This is a genomic window from Reichenbachiella faecimaris (assembly GCF_900176375.1).
GTDB classification, from domain to species: Bacteria; Bacteroidota; Bacteroidia; order Cytophagales; family Cyclobacteriaceae; genus Reichenbachiella; species Reichenbachiella faecimaris.
On the sequence record NZ_FWYF01000001.1, the window covers coordinates 534,164 to 557,828 of the forward strand.

Here is a 23,665-nt window from a genome sequence, read left to right on the forward strand (position 1 = left end):
AGAGAGATGTCAAAAACCAGAGCTAAAAAAACAAAGAAGCAGATCATATTAGAAGAGGCTGCTACCCTATTCAGAGAAAAGGGATATTCCGCAACTACCATGCGAGACATCGCAGGCAAAGTCGGCGTGGAAGCTGCAAGTCTTTACAATCACATTACGGGAAAAGAGCAGATCCTCTCTCAAATCTGTTTTTCATTGGCAGACACGTACACCTCAAAAATGGATGTCATTCTCAACTCAAATGAATCTGCCATTGACAAAATCAAAGAGTTACTCTTGCTACATGTTGAAATCAATGCCATGAGCTCCCCTTTGGCTAGTGTCATGAATGATGAATGGCGCCATTTGACTGAACCCGAACATGGCGAATTCTTAGAAAAAAGACGCGCCTACGAAAACCACTTCCTAACAATCATTGAAGAAGGCATAGCGGATGGATCTGTTGTTGTTTCTGATTCAAAAGTTGCCCTATATACTATGCTGTCGTCCATAAGATGGTTGCAACACTGGTATCATTCCAATAAAGACATGAATGTCGAATCCGTCAAAGAAACAATTATTGGGTTACTAATGAATGGAATTAAAAAGGCATGAGCAAGCAAATAACCATCGTAGGTGCAGGTTTGGTTGGTTCATTACTAGCTGCTTTGCTTGGTAAGCGAGGTCATCAAGTCCATGTGTACGAACGCAGACTTGACATTCGAAACGCAGACATCTCTGCTGGCAAATCTATCAATATGGCATGTTCAGCCAGGGGTTGGAAAGCACTAGACCTAGTGGGTGCTGGCGACAAAGTACGAGAAGCTGCCATAGCTATGAAAGGCCGTATGATGCATGGTACGGACGAATCATTGACCTTCCAACCTTACGGAAAGGAAGGTGAAGCCATCTATTCCATCTCCAGAGCAGGGTTGAATCAAATACTCATAGATCATGCGGATGAATATGAAAATGTCAACTTTTATTTCGAACACAAATGTGTAAATATTGATTTGGATACTCCAGTTGCATCCTTTGAACTGGCAAATGGAAAAACAAAGTACGTAGAGTCTGATTTGATTTTCGGTACAGATGGTGCCTTTTCTGCTGTTCGTTCAGTCATGCAGAAATTGAAACACTTCAACTATTCTCAAGAATATATCAGCCACGATTACAAGGAATTAAGCATTGAAGCTAAGAATGGTGATTTCCAAATGGATAAGCATGCGCTACACATTTGGCCAAGAGGAAGTCACATGCTGATAGCGCTACCAAATCCAGACGGCAGTTTTACTTGCACGCTTTTCCTTCCCTATGAAGGTGAGAATTCATTCGAAAAATTAAATTCTGAATCTGAAATCAAAACATTCTTTGAAAACAAATTTCCTGACGCCCTCAAATTGATTCCTAACCTCATTGATTTATTCAATGAAAACCCCACCTCCCCTCTTGTGATTATCAAATGCTTTCCTTGGACTCACAATGGCAAAGTAGCTCTGATTGGCGATGCCTCTCATGCCATTGTCCCATTCTATGGGCAAGGGATGAATGCAGGATTTGAGGATGTTTCAATTTTAAATGAATTGCTGGACGAGCATGGTGAAAATTGGTCTGAACTCTTTAAAGCATTCGAAACATCTCGTAAACCAGATGCTGATGCCATTGCTGATTTAGCACTTAAGAATTTTATTGAAATGAGAGACCTGGTAGGTCAGGATTGGTTCTTAAAAAGAAAGAAAATAGAAAGAGCACTTTATGAAACCTTCCCAAAAGATTTCATCCCACAATATTCTATGGTTTCCTTCACCCATACGCCTTATAGTGAAGCCGTAAGAAAAGGAAATCAACAAGATTTGATTCTTGACGCATTAGCTAACCACGAAGATATTTTAGACATCATTGATCGGGGTGAATTCAAAAGTTACGTTGAAGCAAACCACATTATCCAAAACTAAGATGCATCATTTTTACCCACTTAAAATATCAAAACTCATTAAAGAAACCAATGACTGTGTTTCTTTAGAGTTTGATGTGCCTGATGAAAACAAATCTCTCTTTTCTTACAAACAAGGGCAGCACGTTACGCTTAAGAAAACCATAAATGGAGAAGACGTTAGACGCTCCTACTCCATCTGTACCAGTCCAAAGGAAGGCCGCCTTAAAGTAGCAATTAAGAAAGTGGATGGCGGAGCATTTTCAACTTTCGCCAACGACAACTTGAAAGAAGGAGAAGAGCTGGAAGTCATGCCACCATCTGGAAGCTTCAATTCAGAACTTAAAGCCGAGCAAGCCAAAAATTATGTTGGTTTTGCTGGTGGCAGTGGTATTACTCCTATCATTTCCATTCTTAAGTCAGTAATGGATACTGAACCTAAAAGTGAGTTTACACTGATCTACGCAAATCGTGGAACTGACACAATTGTTTTCAAAGAGGAAATCGAGGGATTAAAAAATACTTACATGGAGAGGTTGAATATCTTCCATGTATTCAGTGAGGAACATACAGAGTTTCCCTTGTTTGAAGGGTTTGTAGATCAAGAAAAAGTGACTGCATTTTCCAAAACCATCATTGATCTCAATTCAACAGATGAGTTCTTTATTTGTGGACCAGAGCCTATGATGCTGGGAATACAAGCTGCTTTATTGGATTTAAACGTTGATAAATCAAAAGTTCATATAGAACTGTTTACCAGCCCTGTAGGTAAACTTGGCACTGGATCTGGCCAAAAGAAAGAATCTTTCGAAAAGGTAAAATGCAAAGTCACCATCCAAATAGATGGTGTAAAAATGGACTTCGATTATAACAGCAATGACTCAATTTTGGATGCTGCAGCAAAAAAAGGCGCTGATCTCCCTTACGCTTGCAAGGGTGGTGTGTGCTGTACTTGCAAGGCAAAATTGATAGAAGGTGAAGTGGACATGGCTGTCAACTATGCCTTAGAACAAGATGAAATTGACAGAGGATATGTACTGAGTTGTCAGGCGCACCCTAAAACAGACCGAGTGGTCTTAAGTTTCGACGAAAACTAGTCATTGACTAAGGATAGGATATTGAGTAAATTTATAGAAAGGCCCAAAAGATGAACACGATAGATTTAGAAAAAGAATTTCAGCGTAAGCTAGATGCTGAGGAGAAAATCGAGCCCAAAGACTGGATGCCCGACGACTATCGAAAAACGCTGATCAGACAAATTTCACAGCATGCCCATTCTGAGATTGTCGGGATGCTGCCAGAAGGGAATTGGTTGACACGTGCCCCTTCTCTAAGAAGAAAGGTAGCCGCCTTAGCCAAAGTACAAGACGAAGCTGGTCATGGTTTGTATCTATACAGTGCCTGCGAAACACTCGGCGTGGAGCGTGATGATTTACTGGATCAATTACACACAGGTACAGCCAAATACTCTTCCATCTTCAACTACCCTACCCTGACTTGGGCTGATATGGGAGCGATTGGTTGGTTAGTAGATGGCGCAGCCATCATGAACCAGGTACCACTTTGCAGATGCTCTTATGGCCCCTATGCCAGAGCTATGGTTCGTGTATGCAAGGAAGAGAGCTTTCATCAGCGACAAGGTTATGAAATCATGCTTTCGCTTTGCAAGGGCACTCCAGAGCAGAAAGCCATGGCACAAGATGCATTGAATAGATGGTGGTGGCCATCCATTATGATGTTCGGCCCCAACGATGCAGACTCACCACATACAGCTCAGTCCATGAATTGGAAAATTAAAAGATTCACTAATGACGAGCTGCGACAGAAATTTATTGACGCCACGAAACCTCAAGCCGATATTTTGGGTATTTCAATTCCAGATCCAGACTTAAAATGGAATGAAAAAACTGGGCACTATGATTTTGGAGCAATCAACTGGGATGAATTCTGGGCAGTTGTGAAAGGCAATGGCCCTTGCAATAAAGAAAGACTTGCAACTAGAAAGAAAGCCTATGAAAATGGTGCTTGGGTACGAGAAGCAGCCTTGGCACATGCCGAAAAAAGAAAGAAAAAATCAGCAGCATAATTCCTAATTTGATAATCATGAGCAACAAGAATTGGCCCCTTTGGGAAATATTTATAAGAAGCAAATCAGGCATCAATCATAAGCATGTGGGTAGTCTACATGCCGCTGACGCAGAAATGGCCGTTGAAAACGCCAGAGACGTCTATACACGCAGAAGTGAAGGTGTGAGTATCTGGGTAGTGCCATCAAGTGAAATCACGGCATCTGACCCTGAGGAGGGGGCCGAGCTCTTCGAGCCTGCACAAAGCAAAGTGTACCGCCACCCTACTTTCTACAATTTACCTGACGAGCTCAAAAACATGTAAGATGGTAGAGCAAAAAGATACATACAACTACGTCCTGAGACTTGCTGATAATTGCTTGATTTTGGGACAAAGATTGGCTGAATGGTGCGGTCATGGACCAGTGTTGGAACAAGATATTGCTTTGACCAACATCTCACTGGATTTGATCGGTCAGGCCAGAAATTACTATCAATATGCAGCCGAGCTTACAGGTGGAGAGAAGTCTGAAGACGACATTGCCTTCTTGAGAAATGATAGAGAATACCAAAATTTACTATTGGTAGAGCAACCCAACAATGATTTTGCTTACACCATCATTAGACAATACCTGTTTGATGTATTTCATTTTCATTTGCTGAATGAATTGACTTCAAGCAAAGATGAATCAATTGCTTCCATTGCTCAGAAAAGCATCAAAGAAGTGACCTATCACAAAAGATGGAGTGGACAATGGGTGCTTCGTTTGGGAGATGGCACGGAGGAAAGTCAAACTAAAATGCAAACTGCCTTGGATCACTTCTGGGCGTACGCATTTGAAAGCATCACACCAGACGAGCTAGACAAAAAAATAGCCACTGAAGGTATTGGAGCTAATCTTGAAAAAATAGCTGAAACAGTAAAGAAAGAAATTGAATCTCATTTACGCGAGGCCACGCTCTCAATTCCAGAGAGCAATTGGAATCAAACAGGGGGGAAAACAGGCATGCATTCTGAGCACTTAGGCTATTTATTGGCAGAAATGCAACACTTACAAAGATCATTTCCAGGTGCTGAATGGTAAATACAGGTACCATATCACCAGATCAAATCTTGAATACCTTGCGCACTGTGATGGATCCTGAGATTCCTGTACTGTCCGTAGTGGACATGGGTGTGATCAGACATATAGAAGTAACGGATCATTTAATTGTGACCATCACACCAACGTACTCAGGATGCCCTGCCATGAACACCATTGAAGAAGACATTAAAAAATGTTTGTTGGAAGAAGGTTATGAAGGTGTGCAGGTAAAAACAGTACTCCAACCCGCATGGACAACAGACTGGTTGACTGAGCACGGTCGAGAGCAACTAAAAGCATACGGGATCGCTCCTCCACAAGGAAGCACTTCCAAGCGCGCATTGTTTCTCGAAGACGAAACTGTACCCTGTCCTCAGTGCAACTCAAAAAACACGATACTGGTTAGCGAATTTGGCTCTACGGCCTGTAAAGCACAATACAAATGCAAAGACTGCTTGGAGCCCTTCGATTACTTTAAATGTATTTGATGCCAAACACTTGAAACCAAACACAAAGACACAAAAATGACCCATACCCTACAACACGAAATCAAAGACGGCATAGCCATCATCCGATTCAATAGACCAGACGTCTTCAACAGCTTCAATCGTGAGATGGCATTGGGATTTCAAGAATTATTGGATCAATGTGGTCAAAATGATAAAGTAAGGGCTATCTATCTCACAGGAAATGGTAAGGCATTTTGTGCAGGACAAGATTTAGCGGAAGTTACTGCGTCTGATGCCCCTTTCATTGAAAATATTGTAGCCGAGCATTACAATCCTATTGTTCGCAGAATCAGAGAAATAGAAAAGCCAATCATTTGCGCAGTCAATGGTGTGGCAGCAGGTGCTGGGGCCAATCTGGCTTTGGCTTGCGACATAGTCGTTGCGACTGAAACAGCTTCGTTTATTCAAGCCTTTAGCAAAATTGGCTTGATTCCAGACAGTGGTGGCACGTTTTTTCTACCAAAACTTATTGGCTTTCAAAAAGCGAGTGCTCTGATGATGATGGGTGACAAAGTTTCTGCAACGGATGCTGAAAAAATGGGTATGATCTATAAGGTATTCAGTACTGAAGAATTTGACGAAGAGTCTATGAAAATCGCTCAGACGATTTCCAAAATGCCAACTTTAGGGTTGGTTTACACCAAAAAATTGCTCAATACTGGTATGACAAATAATCTCAAAGAGCAATTGGATCAAGAAGAAATCTATCAATCAAAAGCTGGTAAAACTGTAGACTATAATGAAGGCGTTCAGGCCTTTTTAGAGAAACGCAAACCTAAGTTTGTAGGGAAATAAACGAAATAGCAAATTTCAAAAAAAACAAATAACAAATCGTACCTACCAATGACTAACCAAAAAAAAATATGACCTTGAAGATCGAATTTATGAATTTGAAAAACAGGTGAGATTATTAATGGAAACTAACGAATCGCAAAATGTGGACTAAGTAAAATTATTGCTTCAAGAAGCTACAGAGTTGAAAAAGGTATTATCAGCAATGATAGAAAAATCAAAATAAGTTGTTTGTAACCCCTTATAATTTGTCTTTTGAATATTGGAATTTGAAAAAGGTATGAAAGTAATAGGAATCATCGGCGCGGGGTCAATGGGAAGTGGGATAGCTCAAGTGGCTGCCACTGCTGGACATGAAGTCATATTGTTGGATAGCAGCAAACCCATGCTGCAAAAGGCAGAACAAGGCCTTAAAAAGATATTAGATCGTTTAGTCGAAAAAGACAAATTGACTAAGAACGAAGCTGGATCTATTTTGGATCGAATTCAATTCACAGATCAACTACAAGAATTTGATCCGTGCGAGTTAATCATAGAAGCCATCATTGAAGATTTGAATATCAAAAAACAGATATTCAGAGAACTCGAAAGTATAGTAAGTAAAAACTGCATCATAGCTACCAATACCTCGTCTCTATCTGTTTCAGCCATAGCAAGTGCATGCGACTATCCACAAAGGGTCCTGGGTATACATTTTTTCAATCCTGCTCCCTTGATGCCCTTGGTAGAAATCATTCCAGCGATACAAACCAATGAATCCATACTTTCAGAAGCTAAAAAAACCATCTCAAGTTGGGGTAAGATTACAGTACAAGCCAAAGACACGCCAGGCTTCATTGTTAATCGCGTAGCTCGACCATTTTATGGTGAAGCATTAAGAGTATTGGAAGAAGGTATTGCAGATGTAGCAACCATAGACTGGGCCATGACAGAAATAGGTGGTTTTCGAATGGGTCCCTTTACGTTGATGGATTTTATCGGAAATGACATTAACTACACTGTCACTGAAACTGTTTTTAAATCCTTCTTTTACGACCCAAGGTACAAACCGGCCTTCACTCAGAAAAGGTTGGCAGAAGCTGGTTATCTGGGTAGAAAATCTGGAAAGGGTTATTACGATTATTCGGAAGGTGCCACAAAACCCGAACCTTATTTTGACAAAGCACTGGGTAATCAAATCTTCAACAGAATTTTGGTCATGTTGATCAATGAAGCAGCTGACGCCCTATTCTGGGACATTGCCAGCAAAGAAGATATTGATTTGGCTATGACCAAAGGAGTAAACTACCCTGCTGGTTTGCTACGCTGGGCTGATGAATTTGGGATTGACAATTGTGTAAAGCAAATGGATCAATTATATGATGAGTATCTGGAAGATAGATATAGGTGTAGTCCCCTGCTTCGTAGAATGGTCAGAGACAAAAAAACATTTTATTAATGATGACGCCAAAAGCCATAGTGGATCAGATGTATGCCCAGGATACCTTTAGTCAATGGCTAGGTATAACTGTGGAATCAGTAGAACAAGGATATGCTAAAATAAGTATGACAGTAAAGAGTGACATGCTCAATGGCTTTGGCATTGCCCATGGTGGCATTACCTATTCTTTGGCTGATAGCGCTTTTGCATTTGCTTCCAATTCACAAGGTAGGCATGCAGTATCTATTGAGACGTCCATATCTCATACAAAAGCAGTCAACGAAGCAGATAAATTAACGGCCATTGCCAAAGAAGATCATCTGGCCAATCGGTTAGGCATTTATACTATTACCGTCACCAATCAAGACGAGGAAGTAGTCGCATTATTTAAAGGAACAGTATTTAGAAAAGACGCGCTTTGGAGCGAAAAATAATATGAAAGAAGCTTATATCATAGATGGAGTAAGAACACCAATAGGCAAATTTGGAGGCACATTGAGTCCCGTTAGAACGGACGACTTAGCAGCACATGCAATCAGAGCATTGATAAGTAGAAATCAATCGCTCGATCCTGCACTAATTGACGATTGTATTTTAGGCTGTGCGAATCAAGCTGGAGAAGACAATAGAAATGTGGCTCGTATGGCTGCGCTCTTGGCTGGCCTTCCCTATTCAGTTCCAGGCGAAACTGTCAATCGACTTTGTTCATCAGGACTCTCATCAATCATCCAAGCCAATCGAGCCATCAAAACAGGTGATGGTGATCTATTTATTTCTGGTGGTGTTGAACACATGACGCGTAGCCCTTTGGTCATAGCCAAATCAGCTAAGCCTTTTGGAACTGATGCTCAAATGTTCGACTCAAGTTTTGGGTGGAGATTTGTCAATCCGAAAATGCATGACCACTATGGCACTGACGCCATGGGGATGACTGCAGAAAATTTGGTTGAAAAGTTTGGTATAAGCAGGAGGGATCAAGATGCATTTGCTTTTCGATCTCAACAAAAAGCTGCTGTCGCTCTGTCTTCTGGTAGACTCGCCAAAGAAATAGTTCCTGTTTCCATTCCTCAAAGGAAAAAGGATCCTATTATATTTTCAGACGATGAGTTTATCAAAGGCAATACCACACTGGAAGCACTGGCAGGCTTGAGACCAGCATTCAAAAAAGATGGTTCCGTCACTGCAGGCAACGCTTCAGGTCTAAACGATGGCGCCGCAGCAGTTTTAGTAGCCTCTGAGGATGCCGTGAAGAATTACAAGTTAAAACCAATGGCGAGAATTGTTTCATCAGCGGTTGTTGGGGTTGAACCAAGAATCATGGGTATTGGACCTGTAAAGGCTTCTTTGAAGGCATTAGAGAAAGCTGGTTTGACAATGGCAGATATGGACGTGATAGAATTGAATGAAGCATTTGCAGCACAGAGCTTAGCATGCACTCGTGAATGGGGATTGGCAGATGATGACGCCAGAGTCAACCCAAACGGAGGCGCCATTGCCATCGGACATCCACTAGGAATGACTGGCGCACGAATAGCCTATTCTGCAGCTTTAGAGTTGAATTTGACAAATAAAAAATACGCACTCGTGACCATGTGTATAGGAGTTGGACAGGGTTACGCGGCAGTTTTCGAAAAGGCATAAATCATGGCAAAACCAAAGGTAAATCCAGATGCAACCAAAAAGATTGATGCCTATCTGGCAACAGTCTCAGAGGAACAACGTCCAATTTTAGACCTGATTCGAAAGACCGTCAATGCCGTAGATGATCGAATTCAGGAAGATTGGAAGTGGAGCGCACCGTGTTTTTACAAGGATGGATTGGTTTGTTGGTTTGTTGGATTCAAATTGCACGTAGGTCTTAATTTTTATAAGGGTTCATTAATCAAGGATACCTTTAAAGCATTTGTGGAAAGTGAAGATGCAGAGAAAGGCAATCGCATGATTCACTACAAAACGCTCCAAGATGTAAATATCAAAGCACTTGAGGACTATGTCAAACAGGCTATTGTTCTCAACGAGAAGAACATCAAAGTTGATTATGTGAGAAAGAAGGAGTTGGAAACACCCGACTATTTTGAAAAAGCTCTGAATAATAACTCTGCAGCCAAAACTGTATTTGAAAATTTTACAGAAGCCCAGCGTAGAGACTACATAGAATGGTTGGTTGAGGCCAAGAGAGAGGCAACCAGAGATAAAAGAATGGCTCAGGCGATCGAATGGATTGCTGAAGGCAAAACAAGAAATTGGAAATATATGAATTGTTGAATTAGTCAATAGTCCATAGTTGACCAACAATACTAACCGACCATGGACTATCGACCATTGACCAGAACAAAGTGATATTTGAATTCAAAGGACTAAAACCCGTGATTGACCCGAGTGCCTATGTGCACCCACAGGCTACTGTGACTGGAAACGTGTTCATTGGCAAGGATGTGTACATTGGGCCATCTGCAGCCATCCGTGGAGACTGGGGAAAAATTGTGATAGAAAATGGGTGCAACGTTCAGGAGAATTGCACCATACACATGTTTCCAGGAACTACTGTTTACTTACGCAAGGGAGCTCATATTGGACATGGAGCCATCATTCATGGTGCTGAAGTGGGCGAAAATTCATTGATCGGCATGAATGCCGTTTTGATGGATAATGCCGTGATTGGCAAAGAATGTATTGTTGGTGCTTTGGCGTTTGTAAAAGGTGAAATGCAGATTCCAGACAGAAGCCTAGTGGCGGGGAATCCAGCTAAAATCATCAAAGAAGTTTCGGATGAGATAATTGCCTGGAAGACAGAAGGCACTCGACTTTATCAAGAATTGCCAAAGAACTGTATGGATACTCTGATTCCCTGTGAACCATTAACAGAAGCCGAACCGAATAGACCTGAACAGATTGTAAATTTTAAGACTTGGAAGAAATCGAAGAATTAAGTTATTAGTTAATTAGTCATTAAGGCATGTTGCAACTAGAAGAATTAGAGGTTTGGAGAAAAGGAAGGGAATTTAGAAATGAAATCTCTGCTTTGTGCAAGATATTTCCCAATGAAGAAAAATATAAATTAATTGATCAAATGATAAGAGCTTCAAGATTTATAACCGCCAATGTCGCAGAAGGATATGGAAGGTTTCATTATCAAGAAAATATTCAATATTGTCGTCAGGCAAGAGGGTCTATTACTGAAATGTATGATCATTTGACGGTTGCTTTAGATGAAGCCTATATAAATGAAGAGCAGTTCAGTAGATATGATTTAGACATAAAACATCTTCTCAAACTAATTAATGGATACATCGCTCACTTAAAGAAAAAGAAAGGTTAAATATTAATCAAGTGACTCAACTTACTTATTAACTAAATAACCTTATAACTCAATCACTTAATGAACCCACAAAAAATACAACATTACACCCAGGGACAATGGACTACAGGAAGCGGAGATGGAGAAGTCCTTCACCACGCTATTACTGGTGAGCCAATATTCACCCACTCCATCAAAGGTCTGGATTTTAAAGACATCCTTGAATATGGTCGTACAGTAGGCAACCCTGCTTTGCGTAAAATGACCTTCCAAGAAAGAGGCTTGATGCTCAAAGCACTAGCCATGCATCTACATTCCAAAAAGGAAATGTTTTATGAGCTTAGTAAAGCTACTGGAGCCACCAGAGTGGATTCTTGGATCGATATTGAAGGAGGTATTGGCAACTTATTTGCCTATGCCAGTCTAAGAAGGCAATTTCCAAATGAAGCACATTACATTGATGGTGAGACTGCTCCCCTATCCAAAGGTGGTAGCTTCATTGGCCAGCACATCATGGTACCAAAGGAGGGTGTGGCTGTTCACATCAATGCATTCAACTTCCCAGTTTGGGGCATGTTAGAAAAAGTAGCTGTCAACTGGTTGGCGGGTATGCCTGCTGTCGTGAAGCCAGCCGAACAAACCTGCTTCTTGACGGAATTGATGGTGAAAGAGATCATTGATTCCAAAATATTACCTGATGGAGCCTTGCAGCTCATTGCAGGTTCCGGGAAAGGAATTTTGGATCATGTAGGTATGCAAGATGTGGTGACCTTCACTGGCTCAGCCAAAACTGGCAGAATGCTAAAACAGCACCCTAACTTAGTAGAACATTCCATTCCATTCACGATGGAAGCGGATTCCTTAAACTCCACAGTCTTAGGTGAAGATGCTGTACCAGGTACTGAAGAGTTTGATTTATTCATCAAAGAAGTCAGAAAAGAAATCACAGTAAAGTGTGGACAGAAATGCACAGCAATAAGAAGAATTATTGTACCAGAAAGGCTTGTCGAAGACGTACAAATCGCCTTAGGTAAAGCTTTAGCAAAAACTACTATTGGTGATCCTGATGTAGAAGGTGTGCGAATGGGTGCATTAATTAACCAAACGCAAGTAGAAATCGTGAAGCAACAAATAGAGTTGCTCAAAAAATCTTCGGATGTAGTCTATAACAATGAGGATTTTGAGGTTCTTGGAGCTGATAAATCTAAAGGAGCATTCATCTCCCCTATTTTATTGCTCAATAAAGATCCAATGAATAATACTGAAGTTCATACTATTGAAGCCTTTGGCCCTGTAAGCACGATACTGCCTTATAAGGATTTAGATGAAGCTATTGCTATATCTAAAAAGGGACTCGGGTCACTTTGTTCATCTATTGTAACAGCTGATGATAAAATTGCCAAGCAATATGTATTAGGTGCAGCTGCCTATCACGGAAGAATACTGGCTTTGAATAAGGACTCTGCTAAGGAAAGTACAGGCCATGGTTCGCCCATGCCATTACTTACGCATGGCGGACCTGGCCGTGCTGGAGGTGGGGAAGAAATGGGTGGCAAAAGAGGCGTTATGCACTACATGCAGCGATGTGCAGTGCAAGGTCACCCAACCACCGTTACAGAAATTGCCAATGTGTATCAATATGGAGGCGCTTACAAGGAAGATATAGCACACCCATTCAGCAAGCACTGGGAAGAATTGGAAATAGGTGAAACATACATCACAGCCAAAAGAACTGTTACAGAAGGTGACATAGTGAATTTTGCCAATGTAAGTTGGGATCATTTTTACGCACATACAGATGTCACGTCTCTGGATGGCACCATTTTCGAACAGCGTGTAGCACATGGATATTTCATCCTTTCAGCTGCAGCTGGACTATTTGTTCAGGCTAAGAAAGGCCCTGTATTACTTAATTATGGGTTAGAAGAATGCAGATTTACCAAGCCTGTATATGCAGGTACAACCATTGGCGTACGCCTAACTGTGAAAGAAAAAATTGATCAAGAAAAGAAGGACGATATAGCGAAAGGCATCGTGAAATTCTTGGTAGACGTCTATGACGAAACAGGCGAAACGATTGCTATCGCAACGATTTTAACGATGATTAGGAAAAAGAATCAACAGTAGTAAACAGTGTTAAGTTTTTAGTGTTTGGCTATGACTACAGGATTTGTAACACATGAAAATTTAGAAGTTTGGATAGAGGCTAGAAATTTGATTTCAAAGATTTATAGAGCATCTAAAAAATTTCCTAAAGAAGAAATGTATGAATTGACTAATCAAATTAGACGAGGAGCCATTTCTGTTCCTTCTAACATTGCTGAAGGATCTGGAAGAAACACAACCAAAGACAAACTTCAATTCTTTTACATAAGCAGAGGTTCTTTGTTCGAATTGAAAACCCAAATGTTTGTGGCATTGGATTTCAATTTTATTACTGAAAAGGGAAAAAACGACTTAAAGTCCACATTGAACTTTGTAAAAAGCTTTTAAATGGTTTTATAAACTACAACAAATCAAAACTAAGCTCCCAAACATAAAACACTTAAAACCATACACAGCACTTATTAACAACAAAAAAAATGAACGGAAGCGTAAACATAGAAATCAACAAAGGCATAGGTACCATCACCTTTTTCCACCCTCAAAGCAACTCTTTGCCAGGAGAGATTTTGAACCTTTTGGCTCAAACAATTTCTGAAGCAGGGACGAACGAAGCAATTAAAGTCATTGTTCTAAAAAGTGAAGGTGATCGTGCTTTTTGTGCGGGTGCAAGTTTTGATGAATTGATTTCGATAGATGACTTAGACACCGGAAGGACTTTCTTTTCTGGATTTGCTAACGTGATTAATGCTGCAAGAAAATGCCCTAAACTGATCATTGGGCGTGTACAAGGCAAGGCAGTTGGTGGTGGTGTAGGACTGGCCAGTGCTGTAGACTACTGCATGGCTACCCAGTTTGCTTCTGTGAAGCTCAGTGAGTTAGCCATAGGCATTGGCCCATTTGTGGTAGGGCCTGCAGTAGAGCGCAAAATAGGTGTGTCTGCTATGTCCCAAATGGCGATCAATGCTACTGAATGGCAAACGGCTCAATGGGCTAAGGATAAAGGCCTTTATACAGAGGTATATGATAGCGTACAAGATATGGATGCTGGCATTCAGGAATTGGCTGAAAAGCTAGCCGCTTCAAATCCAGAAGCCATGCGCCTACTCAAACAAATATTCTGGGAAGGTACTGAGCACTGGGACGAATTATTGGCAGAGCGAGCAGGAATGAGTGGAAAACTGGTACTTTCAGATTTTACTCGAAACGCGATCCATAAATTTAAAAACAAGTAATTGAATCATTTCGTCCTTACAGGACGGTAGATATAAATCATTAAATACCCAATAATGGCGACTACGAAAAAAGCAACAAATAAACTAACAAACATTAGTAAGCAAAATCTTCTGAAGGCCTATAAGCTCATGGCAACAGCTAAAACCTTAGCTGATAAATATGAGGAAACTTTCAAAGTGGTTTCAAAGTATGTACATGCCACTTCTAGGGGGCATGAGGCCATTCAAATAGCCACTGGCATGCAATTGCTTCCTCAGGATTATCTGTCTGCCTACTACCGTGATGATGCCATGTTATTGTCGATCGGGTGCACACCACATGATCTGATGCTCCAATTGATGGCGAAGAAGGATGATCCATTCTCGGGCGGAAGGACTTACTACGCTCACCCCAGTTTGAAAGATGAGGACAAACCCAAGATACCACATCAATCTTCTGCTACTGGTATGCAAGCCATTCCTACGACAGGTATTGCCATGGGTATTCAATACAAAGAACTAAGAAACATTGGCGAAAAGCATAAAGAAGCACCTGTAGTGGTTTGTTCACTAGGAGATGCTTGTATCACTGAAGGAGAAGTATCTGAGGCCTTTCAAATGGCGGCATTAAAGCAGTTGCCAATCATTTACCTTGTACAAGACAATGAATGGGACATATCAGCCCATGCAAGTGAAATTCGATCTGGTGATGCCACTGAATATATCAAAGGTTTTCCTGGTATCAAGGCAATGAAAGTAAATGGCACCAATTTTCTGAAATGCTACGAAACCATGGAGGAAGCGATCCAGTATGTTCGAAAAGAACGAAAACCCGTGCTGGTACATGCCAAAGTACCATTGCTCAATCATCATACCTCTGGTGTAAGAAAAGAATGGTATCGTGATGATTTAGAGGAACATATGCAGTTTGACCCGTATCCTTTCTTTAGAAAGCAATTGGAAGATATGGGCATTTCAAAAAAGGAATTGGACAACAAAGAAGAAGATGCACGATTGCTTGTAGATGATCACTATGACAAAGCACTGAAGGCAGAAGACCCAAGTCCGCATGATTTGTTCACTCATGATTTCGCCCCAACGCCTATTACGGAAGAAAGAGGTGAACGCGAACCCAAAGGAAAAGAAAAAGCAGTCATGGTAGACAGTGCCCTATTTGCCGTTCAGGAATTGATGGAGAAGCATGACGAATGTTTGCTCTATGGTCAGGACGTAGGACATCGCCTAGGTGGCGTATTCCGAGAAGCTGCTACGTTGGCACAGAAATTTGGTAAGGATCGTGTATTCAACACACCTATTCAAGAAGCGTTCATTGTAGGGAGTACTGTGGGTATGTCAGCCGTGGGCTTAAAGCCAATTGTTGAAGTACAGTTTGCCGATTATATCTGGCCAGGGTTGAATCAATTATTCACTGAAGTGAGCCGTTCTTGCTACCTCACCAATGGCAAGTATCCAGTCAGTATGATACTCAGGGTACCAATAGGTGCTTATGGCAGTGGTGGTCCTTATCACTCTTCCAGCGTAGAATCTGTGGTAGCTAATATCAGGGGAATTAAAATAGCTTATCCTAGTACAGGTGCAGATATGAAAGGATTGATGAAATCAGCCTATTATGACCCAAATCCAGTTGTAATTTTTGAACATAAGGGATTATATTGGTCCAAGGTAAAAGGAACTGATGCAGCCAAAACTGTAGAGCCAGATGCGGATTATGTCATTCCTTTCGGAAAGGCCAGAATTGCGCTGAAAGCTTCTCAAGAAGCAATTGAAAATGGAGAAACCATGACCATCATTACTTATGGTATGGGGGTTCACTGGTCATTAAATGCAGCTAAAAAATTCAAAGGAAAGATAGAAATTGTTGATCTCCGAACACTACATCCACTAGATACTGCAACTATTTATCAATCCGTAAGAACTCACGGCAAGTGCCTGGTAGTGACAGAGGAACCAGTCAACAATACATTTGCGCAAAGCATAGCTGCCAGAGTTCAGGAAAATTGTTTTGAATATCTTGATGGCCCAGTCAGAACGATTGGCTCTGAAAATATGCCAGCTATTCCATTAAACTCAACGCTTGAAGCAGCCATGATACCATCAGCTGAGAAAGTAGAATCAGTCTTATCTCAAATGCTTACAGACTAACAATAACTTTTCAGTCGAAATTTTTAAAAAGTAGCTGACAGATTTTAGTAACTTGGTTTAAAATAACCAATATGAAAAAGTCTGTCGTACTGCTGCTTTTGTTTATAGCCTCCTCTGATTTGCTTCTGGCACAAAAAGCCGATGACAAGGAAATAGAATTGCTAATCGAAAGGCATAACTATTGGAGATCGGACGTTGGGGTCAGTGACATCAACTACTCCGCTGAACTGGCAAATGTGGCCAATAAATGGGCTATAGAATTGAAGACTCAGGGATGCTCCTTTAAGCATAGCCAGAATGCTTATGGCGAGAACTTGTTCAAAGGAACTGTTGGCTATTTTACTGTAGGTGATGCTGTAGACTCTTGGGGAGCTGAGAAGCAAGATTACGACTACAAAAAGAACAAATGCCAGACAGATAAGATGTGCGGACACTATACTCAGATTGTATGGAAAAATACTACGGAAGTGGGCTGTGCAAAAAGCATTTGTGACGGCTCAGTGATATGGGTCTGCAACTATAACCCTCCTGGGAATTTTATAGGCCAAAAACCCTATTGATTACTAACAATTGGAAACTCCACACCAAAAGTAGATCCCACACCAAACTCTCCTTCATACCACACGCGACCATTCAAAAGCTCTGCATAGCGCTTGACCAGAGACAGTCCCAGACCTGAAGAACTTTCACCATCTGTCGGCCTTGCGCTCAATTTGGAGAACTTTTTAAACAAGTTCTCTCGCTCTTCTTCCCTTATTCCTGGCCCTTGATCAGAAATTTTGACTTGGATATGATCTGCTTGATTTTCAATGAAAATTTTTACCTGTGTATTGTATTCCGAAAACTTTAATGCATTAGAAATGAAATTTTCGAAAATCAATGGTAGGTATGTCCTATCTCCCTTCACCGTGGCATGCTGCGCTTCATGATCTTCCAGAATAAGTTTTATTTCCTTTTTGTGAGCCCTCATTTCCATTTGCTCCACCATATCTTTGAGCATCTCCTTTAGATCAACATCTTCCCAATTGATTTTAAGATTTTCTTGATCGGACAGCTCCATTTCCAAAACGCTATTAATAAGATGTTGTGATTTTTCAGACGATTGGCTAATCATCTCCACATATTTTTCTCTCATGTCTGGTTTTTCCTCTGTGGCCATCAGATGTATCAAACTTGTAATGTTTGATAATGGATTTTTCAAATCGTGAGCCAGAATTCGAATGATATATTCTTTTTCCTCTACATGTTTCCTTAGATCTGCAGATTGGATGCTGATGGTTTCCTTCTGTTCGTTTAGTATTTTATTTTTTTCTTCCAATTCTGTAAGTGCCTTCCTTTGAATACTCTCAAAAACATAGGCTATAAATAATACGATGAGCAATAAACCTGGAAGCACAGAAACAAACCAGGCAGTTTTCATCTCAGGGTTGTATTCGATAGGCAACTGTTCTCCTTTTAAAGCCAGCATACCAAACCACTGCATCACTAGATAGGAGATTCCTCCCCAGGCCAAACCTGATACGCGATTCACTACCAAAAGCGCCAATACAGGTACAGAAATTATCCAAGGGTATACAGCCGACCAAATTCCGCCTGAAAAATAAGTAAGAACATAAACAGCCAATGCCCCTATGAGGACGTAAAGATTTCCTAGAATGTTGAGTGAAATCTTTGTCTTGGTTAATAATGGCAAGAGTAGAAAGCCAACGACATTAAAGATCATGAGCTGCACGCCTTTTTCGTATTCAAAGTAGGCACTGAGCCAGATATACGCATTAGAGAACAAACTAGTCAGTAAGCACGCCCTCACAAAAAGACGCGCTCTCCTCAGCTTATCTGGAGCGGTAAAATACTCGTGGTGGATGAAGTAGTCAATTAGTGCAGAGACCTTCATACATAGCTTTAAGTTTAAAAAATCAACCTTCCCACTAATATAACGGGAAATAACCTCCACTCCCTTCCTTGAAAGACAATTTTCATCTAGCCAGCAATAGAAAATGCTATATATGCACTCATCAAAATCCAGATGCCCACTATGCCGCCTAAAGCTAGCGTCTTCTTTACTGAATGATTTTCGGCATGTTGAATCAACCATGGCAAAGAAAGTGAAATTAATGCTTCACATACAATCACATATACAGGGGCATTGAAAACCATCAGTGTGTTCTTTTTGTACCACCACCACCCGGCATTGTTCGCCAGATGTTCGTAAAGGGGTATATACATTCCTCCAGCTATGCCCAGCATAATTGACGCCTTCAGAATACCGAACTTTCTGGTTAGTAGAACGCCAATAAATCCAAGCTGAAGGATAACATTGCTCCAGGCAAAAGGCATATAAGCAGGTGAACTCCAGATCATGAGTTCCTTATTTGGATAAACCAGACTGTTGATCGTATCAACTAAATAATGATCAGTAACCAATTCCAAAAGGCCAGCCACAGTACCAAAAATCACTAGTCGCATGACGAGCGGATTTTTATGCCTTATGGCATAGAACCAATAAAACCCATACAGTGCATAAGTAATAATACTTGCTGTAATTGGCCCCAAACTCCATACTGAACTTACAAAGGACCAACCCAACAAAACACCAGAAGAAGCTAAAATAACCCTTGTAGTTTGCTTGTCTAATCCAGCAATTAAATCTCTTTCCATTTTTAATAAGGTTTAAGTTTAGTTGTCTTTGATCCCCCAGTTTTTTTTCAATGACGGAGGAATTGGAAAATGTGTCCGCTGTCCATCATTATAAAATTTGATAATGCCTTCCAACAGCATTTTATTAAATGGCTTGGATATTTGATTGATAAAATGATCCCTTTCAAAAAAACTGAACGTACCTATAAACAGCTTAGTCAATTTTAAAATTAAATTTTCTGCTGCTCCTGCGTCATGAATCAACCCTATACATTTGGCCAAGTCCACACTACTAGCATCTGAGTATTCTTGTAAAAAGGTATGCATCATAAAACCTGGCAATTCATCAAAAGCATCACCAGGCACTATATGATTCACAAATTGAATACAAGAACTAGTTAACGCTTCTCCTGCTTCTGATGGAGTCGCTTGATGCTGCAATATTTTAGCTGCAAGTGCAAACCCATCTTCAAAGGTATCTGGCAATAACTGTTCTTCAATACCCATTAAATAGCCAACCACTTTCCAAGAATGCATATAAGCATTAGTCTGGTCTGGAGTCAGCTTTACATCTAGCTGTTTCAAACCTGATAGAATGACTGGGCCAAAGGACATCAGCGTTCCAGTTAAATCCTCTTGGTTGATGGGCTCACCAAATGTGCTTGTATCCCAAGTCTGTCCATCTCTTCTATTCTTCAAATAGTAGCGTATGGAAGCATGGATCAATCTCACCTTTTGAATGGTGACAATTCCCTGCCCTCCTTGTACCAATCCTCCTGGAGACATTACGTTCACCACCATTTGGGCAGTTTCCATGAGCCGTCGAGCGAGTGGATCTACATTTTCCTTATGTGTAAGTAATCGACCTGTATCATAAAGTACTTGCGCACCCTTTGCACACGTGTAGCACAGAGGCAACGAACTCACGTTGAGGAGCATGAATACCTCGGGGCCATAATTGGCAAATACTTCTTCCCCTTTCAATACCAACTCAGGATCAGCCCATTCGGGCAAATGACAGGTAGATTCAAAATACTCAAACAAAATATTTCCTAGTTCCGCACCTAGTGGCAGGAAAGTATCTCGATCAAATTGATCATTTTGTACAATAGTTAAAAATACTTGATTCATCTGCCGCTCAAATCCATCGTCTATTACTTTCGCGATGGTTTGGTCTGCTATTGGGTCAGTTCGTAGGCGGCACTGCTCCAACATACTCTCATTGATATTGGAGATATCAAAGGTCTGATTCATGTTGTAGATTGGTTACTTTTTCTCAATACAAAAGTGAATATAACCAAACTCTCAAAAGACTTATTAATGTTATAAAAAATATTGGAAATGAGCTAGGCCACTGCCGAGGCATTGAGGTATGGCATCCATTCCTTTTTCATAGCTCCTAGGTTATTGCGTAGAAACATGATGTATGAAGGTTTGAATGGTGGCTTATTCAAGACCAATCCAGCTTCTTCTAGCGTATAGTTACCTTTTTTTGCATTACAGGCCTTACAAGCAGTTACGAGATTGTTCCAAGTAGACTTCCCTCCTTTAGATCTTGGCACCAAATGATCCAGTGTCAGGTCTCTATCTATCCCACAATATTGACAGAGGCCATGGTCTCGCTTAAAAATATTATGCCTCGTGAGCACAACACCACGATATGGAACATGAACATAGTTTTTAATCTTAATTACTGCTGGTAGCGGATAACTTTTTGACACAGTTCTTAATTCATCCTGGCTATCAGCTTCTAGCAGCTCTGCCTTTCCCAAAAATACGAGCAAAAAAGCACGCTGAACAGTACAAACCGTGAGTGGGCTGTAGTCCTGATTCAATACTAGTACTTTTCCTGACATGGCTTTTGGTTTTCATTACGGAAACTCAGATATCCGTTACGATCAATGAAAATAGCCAATTATAAGTTAAATCTGAAAATAAATCAATGAGATCAGTGTTAGGCTTGTTCTGGTGTCAGCTTTTTCAGGAGTATTCTACGAGCCTTCAGTCCACTTTCACCAAGGTCGTCCAATCCTATTTTTTTCACTTCTCCACCATATATACCTGCATAATCATCCCCTCCTAAAAAAATATACCCGACTTCAGGTTTATTTGCAGAGAAAACCAAATCTCCCGGAATGATACTATCAATGGAATGAACCTCCTGGCCAGACTTCATTTGTTCGTCAATAGTGCGAGGTAGTCTATAACCACAGACCTTAAACACTTGTTGGATGAACCCTCCAGCATCAACACCAAAAGGTGTTTTCCCACCAGTCAAATAAGGAGCATTCAGATACTTCTTCATCACCTCTTTCATGTACTCAAACTCTCTTTTTTGAGAAAGGCTTTTAGATTCACCATTGAAGGCCACTTGCTCCTCCAGTTTAAAAAGTTCATTAGTTGTTATAGGAAGTACACTACCAAACAAAATATGTACATGTTTCTTCTGAAAGTAAATGGTGCCACTCAGATCAATGCAAACCTTATAATCAGATAAATTGACTTGATTGAAATACTCGTTGCTTATAGATGTGTGTTGATTTTTACTTATCCAACCTTCCGAATTGTCATAGTGCAATTGGATCTTCAACATATCATTCTTTTCTTCCAACACAGTATAGTGCTCACCAAAAAGGAGTTGGGACACCAAACTGGCATCTGACTTAGCTGTCGTTCTCATGGCAACCACACTCAGACGGCAAATACCCTTAGGGCTTTCGTTCATGCTAATATTGATTTCGTTCTAGCTCTCTTTTCACATCTTTCTCCTTGATGCTGTCTCTTTTATCATGAATCTTCTTTCCTTTAGCTAGCGCCAATTCTAATTTGGCATATCCTTTATCATTGATGTATAGCCTAATTGGGATGATGGTCAATCCCTTCTCTTGGCCCTTGGAGTCGATTTTATCCAACTCCACTCTATTCAATAATAGTTTTCTTTCCCTCAATGGTTCGTGATTATTAAAGGTTCCTTGCTCATACACTGCAATGTGCATGCCTTTGATAAACATCTCCCCTTTTGATATATAACAATACGCTTCTTGCAAGCTGGCTTTCCCTTCTTTGATGGACTTAATCTCAGTTCCCTTCAGCACCAAACCAGCTACATACTTGTCTATGAACTCGAATTCATAACTTGCTTTTTTATTTCGAATATTTACTTGATTTGAAAACCTACCCTTGCTCATCGTTACACTATCAAATTAAAGTTATAATATCTAATATTTCTTTCCCATACCCAAAAAAGAGTAAGGAAGAATTTAAAATTTCATTCTAGGCATAGGAGATGCAGTGAGCGGCACAGTATCTCCCGCTAGTTGTTGGTAATGGGCAGTCATGCCAATCATTCCTGCATTGTCCGTGCAATACTCAAATCGAGGAATAAAGACCTCCCAGCCATTTGGTTTTGACAATTGCTCAAGTTTAGTTCTCAAACCACTATTGGCAGAAACACCACCAGCTATAGCGACCTGATTTACCCGTTCTTGTCTGGCCGCCAATTCAAGCTTACTTAAAAGCATGTCAATCAAATGCCTTTGAATACTAGCACAAAGGTCTTTTTTATTCTTTTCTACAAAATCTGGGTCTTTCATTTTTTCTTTGTTCAAAAAATTCATGAACCCAGTCTTTATTCCACTGAATGAATAATCCAATCCTGGCATTAAAGTCTCGTTGAAGGTGAATTTGTTTTCATTACCCTCCTTGGCCAACTTATCAATCAATGGCCCACCAGGATAAGGAAGTCCCATCAATTTCGCACATTTGTCAAACGCCTCTCCCACGGCATCGTCAGTAGTTTGTCCAAGTATGGCCATATCCAAATAATCATCTACTCTTACAATCTGTGTGTGCCCCCCACTAACCGTTAGGCACAAAAAAGGAAATTTGGGTTTGGGCTCTTCGATAAAATGAGCCAAAATATGCGCCTTCATGTGATGCACACCAATCAATGGTATATTCAACGCCAAAGCCATTGACTTAGCAAATGCACCTCCTACCAATAAAGCACCCAACAAACCTGGCCCCTGAGTAAAGGCTATCGCATCCAGGTCAGACATGGTTACATTTGCTGTTGCCATGGCTTCCTTTACCACAGGCCCTATGGCCTGCTGATGCGCTCTGGAAGCCAATTCTGGTACTACACCACCATATTTGCTATGAATCTCCTGTGTGGCAATCACATTGTTCATTACCTTTCCATCTACACAAATAGAGGCCGACGTTTCATCGCACGAGGACTCAATGGCCAAAATAACATTTTTCACTTTCCTAAATAACTTAAATTGATTGTCTTGGTCGAAGCTCAAAAGTACAAAACTGGGCATATTTTTTGTACCATCATTCAAAGTTCCGTAATTACCAATGATTATCGTTTAAATAATCCAAGTTACTTTTGCGGAGCAGTAGTTTCATGAAGGAAAATTCTCAAAAAAAGTCAAAATTAAGGCGCCGGTTATCCAGGCTAT

General features: G+C 40.6%; 26 protein-coding genes. 19 read left to right on the forward strand and 7 right to left on the reverse strand.

All coding sequences use genetic code 11. From position 1 onward, the window contains the following. Positions 1–6 precede the first annotated feature (6 nt). The 19 genes from B9A58_RS02245 (at position 7) to B9A58_RS02335 (ending at position 17,122) form a co-directional block, all read left to right on the forward strand. The gene (locus B9A58_RS02245) at positions 7–594 is read left to right on the forward strand and encodes a TetR/AcrR family transcriptional regulator (RefSeq protein ID WP_084370797.1); all 588 of its coding nucleotides are present in this window, start codon (positions 7–9) and stop codon (positions 592–594) included. Beyond that, positions 591–1,934, forward strand: coding sequence for an FAD-dependent oxidoreductase (locus tag B9A58_RS02250; RefSeq protein WP_084370798.1), 1,344 nt, complete (start codon positions 591–593; stop codon positions 1,932–1,934). Before B9A58_RS02245 ends, B9A58_RS02250 begins: the two co-directional genes overlap by 4 nt. A gap of 1 nt (position 1,935) precedes the next feature. After that, the gene (gene paaE / locus B9A58_RS02255) at positions 1,936–3,009 is read left to right on the forward strand and encodes a 1,2-phenylacetyl-CoA epoxidase subunit PaaE (protein ID WP_084370799.1); all 1,074 of its coding nucleotides are present in this window, start codon (positions 1,936–1,938) and stop codon (positions 3,007–3,009) included. Positions 3,010–3,059: 50 nt separating this feature from the next. Beyond that, complete coding sequence (paaA, locus tag B9A58_RS02260; RefSeq protein WP_084370800.1) at positions 3,060–3,998, forward strand: 1,2-phenylacetyl-CoA epoxidase subunit PaaA; 939 nt, start codon at positions 3,060–3,062, stop codon at positions 3,996–3,998. Between the two features lie 17 nt (positions 3,999–4,015). Then, positions 4,016–4,303 (forward strand): 1,2-phenylacetyl-CoA epoxidase subunit PaaB, encoded by a 288-nt coding sequence (gene paaB, locus B9A58_RS02265; protein WP_084370801.1) that lies wholly within the window; start codon positions 4,016–4,018, stop codon positions 4,301–4,303. Position 4,304: 1 nt separating this feature from the next. Further along, positions 4,305–5,063, forward strand: coding sequence for a 1,2-phenylacetyl-CoA epoxidase subunit PaaC (gene paaC, locus B9A58_RS02270; protein ID WP_084370802.1), 759 nt, complete (start codon positions 4,305–4,307; stop codon positions 5,061–5,063). Further along, positions 5,057–5,551: a 1,2-phenylacetyl-CoA epoxidase subunit PaaD gene (gene paaD / locus B9A58_RS02275; protein ID WP_084370803.1), complete on the forward strand. Its 495-nt coding sequence runs from the start codon at positions 5,057–5,059 to the stop codon at positions 5,549–5,551. Before paaC ends, paaD begins: the two co-directional genes overlap by 7 nt. Positions 5,552–5,587: 36 nt before the next feature. Beyond that, positions 5,588–6,367 carry an enoyl-CoA hydratase-related protein gene (locus tag B9A58_RS02280; RefSeq protein ID WP_084370804.1) on the forward strand — a complete coding sequence of 260 codons (780 nt, stop codon included), beginning with the start codon at positions 5,588–5,590 and terminating at the stop codon, positions 6,365–6,367. Between the two features lie 277 nt (positions 6,368–6,644). Then, on the forward strand, positions 6,645–7,802 hold the full coding sequence (locus tag B9A58_RS02285) for a 3-hydroxyacyl-CoA dehydrogenase NAD-binding domain-containing protein (RefSeq protein ID WP_084370805.1): 1,158 nt from the start codon (positions 6,645–6,647) through the stop codon (positions 7,800–7,802). Beyond that, positions 7,802–8,218, forward strand: a complete 417-nt coding sequence (gene paaI / locus B9A58_RS02290; RefSeq protein ID WP_084370806.1) for a hydroxyphenylacetyl-CoA thioesterase PaaI — start codon at positions 7,802–7,804, stop codon at positions 8,216–8,218. Before B9A58_RS02285 ends, paaI begins: the two co-directional genes overlap by 1 nt. Position 8,219: 1 nt before the next feature. Next, the gene (pcaF, locus tag B9A58_RS02295) at positions 8,220–9,425 is read left to right on the forward strand and encodes a 3-oxoadipyl-CoA thiolase (RefSeq protein WP_084370807.1); all 1,206 of its coding nucleotides are present in this window, start codon (positions 8,220–8,222) and stop codon (positions 9,423–9,425) included. A 3-nt stretch (positions 9,426–9,428) separates the two neighbouring features. After that, positions 9,429–10,049, forward strand: coding sequence for a YdeI/OmpD-associated family protein (locus B9A58_RS02300; protein WP_084370808.1), 621 nt, complete (start codon positions 9,429–9,431; stop codon positions 10,047–10,049). Positions 10,050–10,120: 71 nt separating this feature from the next. Next, positions 10,121–10,714: an acyltransferase gene (locus tag B9A58_RS02305; RefSeq protein WP_084370809.1), complete on the forward strand. Its 594-nt coding sequence runs from the start codon at positions 10,121–10,123 to the stop codon at positions 10,712–10,714. 26 nt (positions 10,715–10,740) lie between these two features. Then, positions 10,741–11,103: a four helix bundle protein gene (locus B9A58_RS02310; RefSeq protein ID WP_084370810.1), complete on the forward strand. Its 363-nt coding sequence runs from the start codon at positions 10,741–10,743 to the stop codon at positions 11,101–11,103. 60 nt (positions 11,104–11,163) lie between these two features. Next, entirely contained in the window at positions 11,164–13,209 is a 2,046-nt protein-coding gene (paaZ, locus tag B9A58_RS02315) for a phenylacetic acid degradation bifunctional protein PaaZ (RefSeq protein ID WP_084370811.1), read from the forward strand. Between the two features lie 30 nt (positions 13,210–13,239). Further along, a complete protein-coding gene (locus tag B9A58_RS02320) occupies positions 13,240–13,575 on the forward strand; it encodes a four helix bundle protein (RefSeq protein WP_221407802.1) in 336 nt (111 codons plus the stop codon). A gap of 89 nt (positions 13,576–13,664) precedes the next feature. Continuing rightward, a complete protein-coding gene (locus B9A58_RS02325; RefSeq protein ID WP_084370812.1) occupies positions 13,665–14,420 on the forward strand; it encodes an enoyl-CoA hydratase/isomerase family protein in 756 nt (251 codons plus the stop codon). Positions 14,421–14,474: 54 nt separating this feature from the next. Further along, complete coding sequence (locus tag B9A58_RS02330) at positions 14,475–16,562, forward strand: alpha-ketoacid dehydrogenase subunit alpha/beta (protein WP_084370813.1); 2,088 nt, start codon at positions 14,475–14,477, stop codon at positions 16,560–16,562. A gap of 71 nt (positions 16,563–16,633) precedes the next feature. Further along, positions 16,634–17,122 (forward strand): pathogenesis-related family 1 protein, encoded by a 489-nt coding sequence (locus B9A58_RS02335; protein ID WP_084370814.1) that lies wholly within the window; start codon positions 16,634–16,636, stop codon positions 17,120–17,122. Here B9A58_RS02335 and B9A58_RS02340 read toward each other — a convergent pair. The 7 genes from B9A58_RS02340 to tsaD form a co-directional block, all read right to left on the reverse strand. Next, a complete protein-coding gene (locus B9A58_RS02340) occupies positions 17,116–18,456 on the reverse strand; it encodes a sensor histidine kinase (RefSeq protein WP_084370815.1) in 1,341 nt (446 codons plus the stop codon). The two genes, B9A58_RS02335 and B9A58_RS02340, sit on opposite strands and share 7 nt — an antisense overlap. A gap of 86 nt (positions 18,457–18,542) precedes the next feature. Further along, positions 18,543–19,220, reverse strand: a complete 678-nt coding sequence (locus tag B9A58_RS02345; protein ID WP_084370816.1) for a DUF6989 domain-containing protein — start codon at positions 19,218–19,220, stop codon at positions 18,543–18,545. 18 nt (positions 19,221–19,238) lie between these two features. Then, entirely contained in the window at positions 19,239–20,453 is a 1,215-nt protein-coding gene (locus B9A58_RS02350; RefSeq protein WP_084370817.1) for an oxygenase MpaB family protein, read from the reverse strand. 92 nt (positions 20,454–20,545) lie between these two features. Next, positions 20,546–21,055 (reverse strand): HNH endonuclease, encoded by a 510-nt coding sequence (locus tag B9A58_RS02355; protein ID WP_084370818.1) that lies wholly within the window; start codon positions 21,053–21,055, stop codon positions 20,546–20,548. A gap of 98 nt (positions 21,056–21,153) precedes the next feature. Next, a complete protein-coding gene (locus B9A58_RS02360; protein WP_084370819.1) occupies positions 21,154–21,924 on the reverse strand; it encodes a C40 family peptidase in 771 nt (256 codons plus the stop codon). Position 21,925: 1 nt separating this feature from the next. Then, positions 21,926–22,387 carry an SsrA-binding protein SmpB gene (gene smpB / locus B9A58_RS02365; RefSeq protein ID WP_084370820.1) on the reverse strand — a complete coding sequence of 154 codons (462 nt, stop codon included), beginning with the start codon at positions 22,385–22,387 and terminating at the stop codon, positions 21,926–21,928. A 72-nt stretch (positions 22,388–22,459) separates the two neighbouring features. Continuing rightward, positions 22,460–23,524, reverse strand: a complete 1,065-nt coding sequence (gene tsaD / locus B9A58_RS02370; protein WP_084370821.1) for a tRNA (adenosine(37)-N6)-threonylcarbamoyltransferase complex transferase subunit TsaD — start codon at positions 23,522–23,524, stop codon at positions 22,460–22,462. Positions 23,525–23,665 lie beyond the last annotated feature (141 nt).